Source organism: Armatimonadota bacterium (assembly GCA_035527535.1).
GTDB lineage: Bacteria > Armatimonadota > Hebobacteria.
On record DATLAK010000023.1, the window covers coordinates 1 to 10,720 of the forward strand.

Consider the following 10,720-nt stretch of genomic DNA (forward strand, 5'->3'; position numbering starts at 1 on the left):
GACAGCTCATGACCCTGCCACAGCGCCTCCTGCACATCATGACCGATCCGAGAGGCCGCCGCCGGCCGGATCAGCTGTGCGCCATCGACCCGGCAGCAGCATTACCCAGGCGCGGCGACAGCCAGCCCGACGCTCGCCGCCCCAGAATCCGCGATCAGCCCCGGCGCAATAGCATCATCTCTGTCGGTCGTCGCCGCCCTGCTGTCCCAGACGCCAGTCCGGGCGGCACCAATTCCCCATAAGGCTTCCTGAACCCTCCGCGCACCGCCCCCGCGATTTCGTGCCTTGGCGCTTCTCGGACGCCAGGAAACGCCGCGCGCAACCCAAACCCAGCGACGCGGCGTCCGAGAAACCTGTACAGAAGGCGACATAGCACCGGTTCCGGACCGGCTCCGATTTTGGCTGAAAGCCGGATGTCTGCCTTCGGATGGAAACGCGACATTCAAAAACGGCGAAGTGAGACAGATATGGTGGGGATCTGAGATTGCCGTCAGCGATTAAGCGCGAGCGGCCGGCGAACGATCACTCTTCCATGAGAACGACACGGGCATAAGATGGGCGCCGATGTACTCTGCCTGTGTAACCGACTCTTGAGTCCGACTCCGGTTGCCGACAGTCCCAACATTGATCTGAGTCATTGAATGACGCTGCAACCTGCGGTAGTATAAACTGCAAATTTAGCACTCCTTTGCGTTTGAAAAACGATCGTCCCTGGGTGGGGTTCGATCATGAGTGTTCGCGCAAATTTCAAGTCGCTGTTTGCATCTCGCGTCCCGCGTCCCGCGAATTCTTGAGCTACCGGTAGACGGAGAATCGAAACGTCAGTTTCGAACCAGTGGACGAATGATATTTTGGGAGGATCTTGCCATGCCTGAGCTTGACTATCTTGACGGTCTCCAGACCCGCTCCGACCCATCTCACTCTGTGGCCCTTCGACCAGGCTTCCGCCACGTGGCGGCCTGTGTTGATTCGTCCGCTTTAGCGCGCGGCGTCTTGGCGCACGCCGCCGCCATCGCCGAGGCCATGGGCTCGCGTCTCACGGTGATGCGTGTGCTTGAGCCATCGGCCGTCGGTCAGACTCCGCCCGACCCGGTCGAATGGGATCTGCGCCGCCGTGAGGCGCAGGCGCAGATCGCGCGGCTGGTGGCGCATGCGGGCGACACCGCGCAGATCGAAACCTGCGTGGTAGAGGGACCCGCCGCCGAGCGCATCTGCCAATGGGCGCAAGAGCACAAGGTCGATCTCACGGTGCTCGGTGGCTGTGGCGAGAGTGGCTGGTCGGAATGGGGGCTGGGCGGCACGGCTCGAAAGGTTGCCGAATCTGTTTCCGGCTCGGTCATGCTGGTGCCGGCAACGGAGAATGGTGGGGATGCAATACGGTATCGGCGGCTGATGGTGCCGCTCGACTGTTCGTCGCGGGCAGAATGCGCCCTTCCTGTCGCAATCCGACTCGCCGAGGCCCATAAGGCCGAAGTGCTTCTGATACATGCCGTGCCCGATGTCGATCTGACCGAAGTCGGGCCGCTTGAGGCCGAAGACCTCGATCTGCGCGACCGGCTCCGTCGCCGCAACGAGCGGGTCGCGCAGCGGTATCTGAACCTGATCCGTGCCCGGATGCCTCTGACCGGCACGCCCACGCGCATTCGGCTCCTGCCCAGCAATGATCCCCGGCACGCTCTTGCCCGCGTCATTTCGGACGAGGAGGTGGACGTCATTGTTCTCTCCTCATGCGGGCTCAGCGGTCATCGCGACTTGCCCATCGGCAGCACCGCCGAATTCCTGATGACGCACACCGCAACGCCAATTCTGCTGGTGCGCGGTGCCGCCGCGCGGCCGCCCGCGCTGCGCCGCTCCGCGGCCGCGCCACGTTTGAGAATGCCGGGCCGGACCCTGTCGTGACCACGGTGCCCGGGCGAGGCACGCCGGACGCTCTCGCACTCGCGGCGAGCGCACTCCGAGCGCATCATGGCGTCTGTCCGGGCCGTCCGCGCGCGGCGCCGGTCTGGGCCGAACTGGACGTCCTGCCCAACTGGTTAGACCGTGCGCGCCGCCTCTGCGCCGATCCGCCACCGGATGCCACCAAGGCGGCAGAGTGGCTTCTCGACAACGACTACCATGTGCGCCGCGCCATCAGGCAAGTTCGCGAGGACATGCCGCCCGCTTTCTACCGCCGCCTGCCATGCCTTTCCGCGCCAGAATGCAAGGGGATGCCGCGCATTTTCCTTTTGGCGCATGGCATGCTCAACGCCGCCCATATGCAGCTCAGCCTCGCCATCGCTGTGCGATTCGTCGACGCCTATCAAGAGGAGGCGCCACTCACGATTGCCGAGCTATGGGCGTTCCCGACCATGCTACGCCTCGCTTGTCTGGAGACCCTCGTCACCGCGTTCTCCGAGCTTGAACCGGCACTCAATGCACCCTTCGAGCCGGCGCCCGGGTCCACTTATCGCGAGACCCATGACCCCACCGAGGCTGTCTCGCGCGCGATTTCCACCTTGATGGCGGTCGATAACATACCCTGGAGGGATTTCTTCGACCAGGTGAGCCGGGTCGAGGCGATCCTGCGCGGCGATCCCGCGGGTGTCTATCCCGCGATGGATTTCGACACCCGCGACCGGTACCGCAAGGCCGTCGAGGAGATCGCTTTGGGTGCCGGCCAGCCGGAATGGGACGTGGCCGCCGAGGCGCTTGGGTTGGCGCGGGCACACACTGGCGCGCCGCGCCGCGGTCATGTCGGGTGCTGGCTGGTCGCCGAAGGGCGCGCCGAGATCGAGGTGGCGCTGGGCTTCCGTGTGGCGCCTGTCGCCGCGTTGCGACGCTGGGCGTTTGCCCATCCCGGCGCATGCTACGCCGGCGCGCTGATCGGCTTTGGCGCCGCCGCGCTTGCACTGCCAGCCGCCCTGCTCGCCACGCTCAACACCGGCGTCTTCGCATGGGCCGCGGGGCTGATCCTCTCGCTCGCGCCGGCCTCGATCATCAGCGTGACGCTGACCCACTGGGTCGTGACCCTCGCCGTCCCGCCGCGCGTGCTCCCCAAGCTTGACTTCGAGCACGGCCTTGTTGGGGGATGCGCGGCCGCCGTGGTGGTCCCGGTGATCCTGCGCACGCCCGACGAAGCCCCCGCCCTGATCGAGCGTCTCGAGGCGCACTGGCTTACCAACCCCGATCCGCTCATGCGCGTCGCGCTGCTCAGCGATTTGGCCGATGCCGACGCCGAGAACACGCCTGTGGACGCGCCGATCGAGGCGGCACTGACCGCGGGCGTGCGGCGGCTGAACGAGCGATACCCCGATCACGCTCCCTTCGCGCTGCTTCACCGCAAGCGCCGTTGGAACGAGGCCGAAGGCTGCTGGATGGGATGGGAGCGCAAGCGCGGCAAGCTTGAGCAGTTCAACGAGTTTGTCCTCGGCGAGGCGACCGATGCGTTCGCGGTGCGCGAGGGCGATACCGCGGCTCTGCGCAGCGTACGCTTCGTCGTCACACTCGATGCCGATACCGTTGCGTCGCCGGGATCGATGAACCGCCTCTTGGGCGCGCTCGCCCACCCGCTGAACCAGGTGGAGTTCGACGGCGCGACGGGACGGGCGCGGCGCGGCTACACCTTCATCCAGCCCCGTGTCGAGATCTCGCCCGAGGCGGGCGACCGGTCGCTCTTCACGCGGCTTTATACCGGCGACACATCCATCGACATATACAGCCGGGCCGTCTCGGACGTCTATCAGGACCTTTTCGGCGAAGGTATTTTCATCGGCAAGGGCGCCTACGACGTCGCTGCCTTCCGCCGGAGCCTCCACGGACGTGTCCCGGAGAATGCGCTCGTCAGCCACGACTTGTTCGAGGGGCTTCACGGGCGCGCGGCGCTGGCCACCGACGTAGTGTTCTATGAGGGGTTTCCATCGAGATATCTTGAATACACCCGTCGTTGGCATCGCTGGGTGCGAGGCGACTGGCAGCTTCTGCCCTGGCTCGTGGGGAAGGTGCCGGGACGCGACGGAGCACGGCTTTCAAATCCGCTCTCCGCACTCGATCGCTGGAAGATCTTCGACAACCTGCGCCGCAGTCTGATTCCCGCAGCGCTCGTCGCGCTGGCAGCGACCGGCTGGCTGGCCCTGCCCGGCGCCTCCTGGATCTGGTCGGTACTGACGGTGGCAGCGCCAGGAGCATATCTGTTCACCGACCTCGTAACCAGTCTCGCCCGCGGACGCCGGCGAGGCGCGGTGCAAGGACGGTTGCGTCGATTGGCGGACCATGCTGGGCGTTGTCTGCTCGCCACCGTGTTCTTGGCCCACCAGGCGGTGATCTCCGTGGACGCCATCGCCCGGGCTTGCTGGCGTGTCTTTGTCTCGGGGCGGAGGATGCTAGAATGGACTTCAGCCGCGCATACTGCGGCGCTGATGGAGGGTGGGCGCACCCGGGCATGGGCCGAGATGGCTGGCGCCCCCGTGCTCGCAGCCTTGATCGCGCTGGCGCTCGCCGCGACGAGTCCTGAGGCGCTGCTCGGTGCCGCGCCGCTCCTTCTGCTCTGGTTCGTCTCGCCCGAGATCGCTCTATTCATTGGCCGCGAACGCCGGTTGCCGGCCGAAATCTTGGACACCGAGGACCGGATGTTTCTGCGCCGCCTCGCTCGGCGCACCTGGCTCTATTTTGAAACCTTCGCCGGGCCGGACGACAACTGGCTGCCGCCTGACAACTACCAGACCGAACCGCACGAGGAGACCGCTCACCGGACCTCACCCACAAACGTCGGGATGCTATTCCTATCATCGCTGGCAGCCTGGGATTTTGGCCATGTGGGCCTGCGGGACTTCGCGATGCGCACGCGCAATGTGCTCGACTCGCTCGACCGGTTGGAGCGGTATCGCGGCCATGTGCTGAACTGGTTCGACACCCGCACATTGCAGCCGCTGGAGCCGCGCTATGTGTCGACCGTAGACAGCGGTAACCTCGCCGTGAGCCTTTTGACGCTGCGCGAAGGATGCATCGAGGCAACGCATGGGCCCGCGCTTTCGCCGGTGCTTTGGACTGGGCTTGAGGATGCGATCGGGCTGCTGCGCGAGGCGGTCGTCGCGCTGCCGCAGCCCAACCGGGATGCGATCGTCCGCCACCTCGACGCGATGCTTGGACGCATGCCCTCGCTCGGAACGGCACCGTCAGAGTGGCACCCGGGGCTGGCCGACCTTTGCGCGCGCGACTGGCCCGAGTTGGAAACACTCATCACGGGTGCCCTGGACGCGGCTGCGGAGACTGATCCACGCGAAATCCACGTCTGGTTGGAGCGGGTAAGCCACCATATCGCGAGCATGCAGCGCGACCTTGACGCCCTCGCGCCCTGGTGCGGCCTGACCAAGACGCCACCGCCCGGCCTCGCCCCGCTCGCGCGGCGTATCGACGGGCTTCTGGGCCTGGAGATACCTCTGGATGCGGTGGAGGAGGCCGGTGCGGCGGCACGTGCCTCGCTGGGCTCGGCTAAGGGCGAGGATGCAGTGGCGCAACAGTGGCTGGCCGATCTAATCGAAGCGGTCGAGAGCGGGACCAGTGCCCAAGCTGGCCTGCGACAGAGTCTTTTGGAGAGCGCGGACCGCGCCAACAGTATGGCCTTTGGGATGAATTTCGGGCTGCTCTATGACAGCGAGACCCGGACCTTCTTCATCGGCTACAATGTTAGTTCGGACCGCATGGATCTCCACCACTATGACCTCCTAGCCACTGAAGCGCGACTGGCGAGCTATTTCGCCATCGCCAAGCGTGACGTACCCACCGAGCACTGGTTCCATTTGGGTCGCCCGATTACGCGAGCCGGGGGCGACCTGACAGCGCTGTCCTGGAACGGCTCCATGTTCGAATACCTGATGCCGTCACTTCTGCTGCGCAGCGAAGCCGGGCGGCTTCTGGGCCAAAGCGAGCGCGCCGCGGTCGCGGTGCAGCGGCGCTATGGAGAGAAACTGGGCCTGCCCTGGGGCGTGTCGGAATCCGCCTACGCCGCCCGCGACGCGGAGCACCGCTACCAGTACCAGGCGTTCGGCGTCCCGGGCCTCGGCCTCAAACGCGGTCTCTCCGAGGACTACGTGGTCGCCCCATACGCCAGCGCCCTGGCGCTCGCCATCGCGCCCGTCACAGCGGTGAGGAATCTTCGCCGGCTTGACGAGATGGGCCTTCGCGGCTTTTATGGCAGCTTCGAGTCGGCGGACTTCACCCCCGACCGGCGGCCCGCGCGCGGAGGTTTCACCCCGGTGCAGGCTTTCATGGCCCATCATCAGGGAATGATCCTCGCGGCCATCGACAACGCGGTCAACGGCGATATTCTCATCAGGCGCTTCGGTCGCGATCCCCGAATGCAGTCGATTGAGCTTCTGCTGCAGGAACGCGTCCCCTGGGAGTTTCCGGAAGAAGAGGCGTCCGAGGTCGAGACCACCGTTCCCGATCTCGCCGGAAAGGCGGTGCCGCCGCTGCATGGCTGGGGCTGTCCGGCCGCACCTTCCCCACAGGTCCACGTCATCGGCAATGGACGCATGGCGTCTTGGATTACCGACGCCGGCGGCGGGGCCCTGTGGTGGCACGATCAGTCCCTGACCCGCTGGACCGGGGACGCAGTGTGCGACGACGGAAATGCGCGGATTTACCTGCGTGACGCGGAGACCGGCGCGGTCTGGTCTCTCGGCCATCGGCCGTCCGGCGCGCCGGACCAAGACGCGAAGGTCGTCTTCCACGCACACAAGGCAGAGTTTCACCAACGCGATCATGGCCTCTCCGTGAGCTTGGAAATCGTCGTCGCGCCGGGCGACGACGTTGAGATCCGCCGCGTCATACTGGTCAACGAGAGCAGCAGCGCGCGCGAGATCGATCTGACAAGCTACGCCGAGGTCGTGCTCGCGCCGGCCGCCGCACACGAGCGACACCCAGCATTCAGCAAACTTTTTGTGCACAGCGAGCGACTGGCCTCGCTCGACGGGTTGCTGTTCACCCGACGATCGCGGCGTCCCGGGGATCGGCCGCCCGTGTTGTTCCACGGCGTCCTGTGCGAGGGCCCCGGCGTCGTGCCGGACGGCTTCGAAACCGACCGTCGCGCCTTTCTCGGGCGCCATGGCGATGCAGCGCGGCCCCCAGGCGCGGCCGGCACGCTGTCAGGCGCGACTGGGTGGACACTCGATCCCGTCATGGCGCTGCGAGCCACGGTCCGGGTGGCACCGCGCGGGCGAACGCAGGTGGCCTTCATGACAATTGCTGCTGGTTCGCGCGAATCTGCACTCGAAATCGCCGAGCGATACGCGACGGCCGCGGGTCTCGACTGGGCCTTCGAAGACGCCGCACGCTCGGTCGCGCTGGAAGCGCACCGGCTCGGACTCACGGCGGCAGCACTGTCCGACGCACAGGCTATCTGCCGAGACCTGCTGTTTCCACGGCCCGCAGCCAACAATCCCCGTGCCGAACTTCCCGGCCAGCCGCGCCTCTGGGGCCTGGGTCTATCGGGCGATCTGCCGATCGTTCTGGTCCGCGTCACCGACGCTGAACAGGCGAGGCTGCTTCCCGCCGCGATTCGGGCGCACCAGTGGTGGCGCCGGCACGGCCTGCGCACAGACCTCGTCATCTTGCGCGCCGGAACCTCGGGCTACGAGGAGCCGATCCGCGACCGCCTCATCTCGGCGCTGCGCGACGCGGGAGCCACCGAAGGGCTGGGCGGCAAGGGTGGAATCCATATGCACGCGGTTGATCGGATCGGCGGATTGGAGCGACGGATGCTCGAAACCACGGCCCGGGTGATCCTCGATGGCGCGGCTCAGACGCTGGCCGAAGCGCGACCTACGCCCAAGCCCGAGCGCAGCACACCGCCCCGTTTCGAACCGGTGCGTGCCCCCACGCCCGAACCCAATCCCACGGTTGCGCTCGCGCGCGCCACCGATCTGTCATTCGACAACGGCTATGGCGGATTTTCTCCGGATGGTAAGGACTACGTGATCCACCTAGAGTCGGGCACTCGCACTCCTGCGCCCTGGTGCAACGTGCTCGCCAACGAGACCTTCGGCTCCATCGTCTCCGAGGCCGGCCTAGGCTTCACATGGGGACTCAACAGCGGTGAGAGACGTCTCACGCCGTGGTCCAACGATCCGGTCATCGACCCGCAGGCGGAGGCCTTGTATCTGCGCGACGAGGAGACCGCCGAAGTTTGGACGCCGACCCCATAGCCTGCTGGCGGCGTCGCAATCTGTCAAATCCGTCATCGCGCTGGCGCGACTACCTGGTTGCGCAACGGCGAGGGCCTGGAGCAACGTCTCACCGTCTTTGTGCCTCCGGCCGCATCGGTCAAGCTCGCGATCTTGCGGGTCTCAAATCCAGGCGCGAGCAGCCGCCGTCTCACGGCGACCTACTACGCCGAGTGGTTGCTCGGTGCACTCGCGGGCGTGGCGCGACCTCATGTCGTCTGCGGTTATCACGTCGCCAGTCATGCGTTGACCGCCCGCAACGGCTGGAACCCGGAATTCGGCGAGCGTGTGGCCTTCCTTACCTCGAGCCACCCTCCCCACAGCCTGACCTGCGACCGATTGGAGTTCCTTGGCCGCGAAAGTGGACGCGCCCAGCCTGCGGGGCTCGTCCGCTCGAACCTCAGCGGCAAAGTTGAGGGCGTCGCCGATCCCTGCGCCGCTTTTCAGGTCCATCTTGACCTCGCGCCGGGCGGAACCGAGGAGGTCGTCTTTGTCCTTGGCGAAGGCCGCAATCTGGCCGAGATGAAGAGGCTGGCCGCCGAGTGGTCCGACCTGGAACGGGCTCGCGCCGCGTTGGCCGAGACCGAGAAGATCTGGGACCGCCGCCTCGATGCCGTCCAGATCGCGACGCCGGATGCCGCCTTCGACCTGATGATCAACCGCTGGCTGCTGCACCAGACACTCGGCTCCCGTGTCTTGGCGCGGGCAGGGTTCCACCAGGCCAGCGGCGCCTATGGATTCCGCGACCAGCTTCAGGACGTGATGGCCCTGATGTTCACTGAGCCGGCGCGGGTCCGCGCGCACATCCTCGAATGCGCGAGCCGGCAGTTCGAGGCGGGCGACGTCCTGCATTGGTGGCATCCGCCCTCAGGGCGGGGCGTGAGGACGCGTTTCTCGGACGACCTCCTTTGGCTCCCCTACGCAACCAGCCGCTACGTGGCAGCCACCGGCGACACGTCGATCCTCGAGGAGCAGATGCCCTTCCTCTCGGCGCCGAGGCTCGCCGACGACGAGGAAGACCGCTACGCTCTGTTCGAGCACGGGACCGAGCACGCAACACTCTTCGAGCACTGCCGACGAGCGATGGACCATGGCGTCACCTCCGGCGCACATGGATTGCCGCTGATCGGGGCGGGCGACTGGAACGACGGCATGGACCGCATCGGCCGCAACGGGCGGGGCGAAAGCGTGTGGCTGGGCTGGTTCGCGGCCGTTTGCGCCGACGGCTTTGCCAATCTCGCCGCGGTCGTCGGGCGCGACGATCTCGAGAGAATCTGGCGCAGCAGCGCCGAAGACCTGCGCCGCGCCACCGACCATGCAGGTTGGGACGGCGCATGGTATGCGCGCGCCTTTGACGATGACGGGCTGGCCTGGGGCTCAAAGGACTGCGACGAATGCCAGATCGACAGCATTGCCCAATCCTGGGCAGCGCTTGCGGGCGGTCCGTCCGCCACGCGGACCGCGGAGGCGGTGGCCTCGGCAAGCGCCCGCCTCGTCGACCGCGAAACCCGACTGGTGCGCTTGCTCGCGCCACCCTTCGACCGGACGCCGCGCGATCCCGGCTACATCCGCGCCTACCCTCCGGGCGTGCGGGAGAACGGCGGCCAGTACACGCACGCCGCCGCTTGGCTGGGTCTCGCCCATGTTCGGCTGGGCGACGGCGACCGGGCCCACGGCATCTTCGATCTGATCAACCCGATCCGTCGCACTTCCTGCCGCGCCGACGCGGAGCTATATCGCGCCGAGCCCTATGTCGTGCCTGCCGACGTCAGGGGCGCTGCGCCCGGCGCGGGCCAGGCGGGGTGGACGTGGTACACTGGCGCCGCGGGCTGGACCTGGCGGCTGGGCGTCGAGGGTATTCTTGGCCTACAGCTCGAAGACGGCGCGGTCAGGATCTCGCCCTGCTTGCCGCGCGATTGGGGCAGCGTGGAGGCGCGGATCACAGGACCGGACGGCGTGCTCGTGATCCACATCGAGGATCCCGACCGACTGGGGACCGGACGCGTGGAGCTCACGGTAGACGGCCGCCCAGAAAAAGGCGACTGCGTCGCGTTCCCGTCCGGCGGCGCCGAGCAGCGGGTCAACGCTCGGCTTCGGCCTGCCAATGGAACGGGCGTCACCGGATTAGCAGAGGCAACGCCTGCACAGCGTCGGGGCATGGAGGAGTCATGAGAGGGCTACCCGACGCTCGGGCGCGACGGTCGGCAATCCGTCGGTTATCGTGCCTACAATCGCCTCGGGCGGAGTGACCTACAGATAGGTATGGGCCAAGCTTCGCGCCTCTTCATGCTCTTGAGCCCAGCGTGGGGAGGGAAAATGCTCCAGCGGATTGATCGAACTCAATGCCACTCGTGGAAATTCAATCCATCATTAAACTATGGGAACGAGGATGCTCATATCCGGTGCCTTGGTCCTTGCAATGCAGATCGGTCCGCCCGTTCTAGCCGAAGAGGATAGCGCCGCCACGGCGCTGGAGCAGTTCCATGGTCAGGTTCAGGAATCGGTGCGCGATGCTGCCCGGC

Annotated in this window: 2 protein-coding genes and 1 pseudogene; all 3 read left to right on the forward strand. The window is 66.5% G+C overall.

The window, feature by feature from the left end; all coding sequences use genetic code 11:
* Positions 1 to 867: 867 nt before the first annotated feature.
* Complete coding sequence (locus VM221_01160; GenBank protein HUT73426.1) at positions 868 to 1,899, forward strand: universal stress protein; 1,032 nt, start codon at positions 868 to 870, stop codon at positions 1,897 to 1,899.
* Positions 1,900 to 3,353: 1,454 nt separating this feature from the next.
* Positions 3,354 to 8,687 (forward strand): annotated as a pseudogene (locus VM221_01165) (glucoamylase family protein).
* A 33-nt stretch (positions 8,688 to 8,720) separates the two neighbouring features.
* Positions 8,721 to 10,370: a hypothetical protein gene (locus tag VM221_01170; protein ID HUT73427.1), complete on the forward strand. Its 1,650-nt coding sequence runs from the start codon at positions 8,721 to 8,723 to the stop codon at positions 10,368 to 10,370.
* The last annotated feature ends 350 nt before the right edge of the window (positions 10,371 to 10,720 follow it).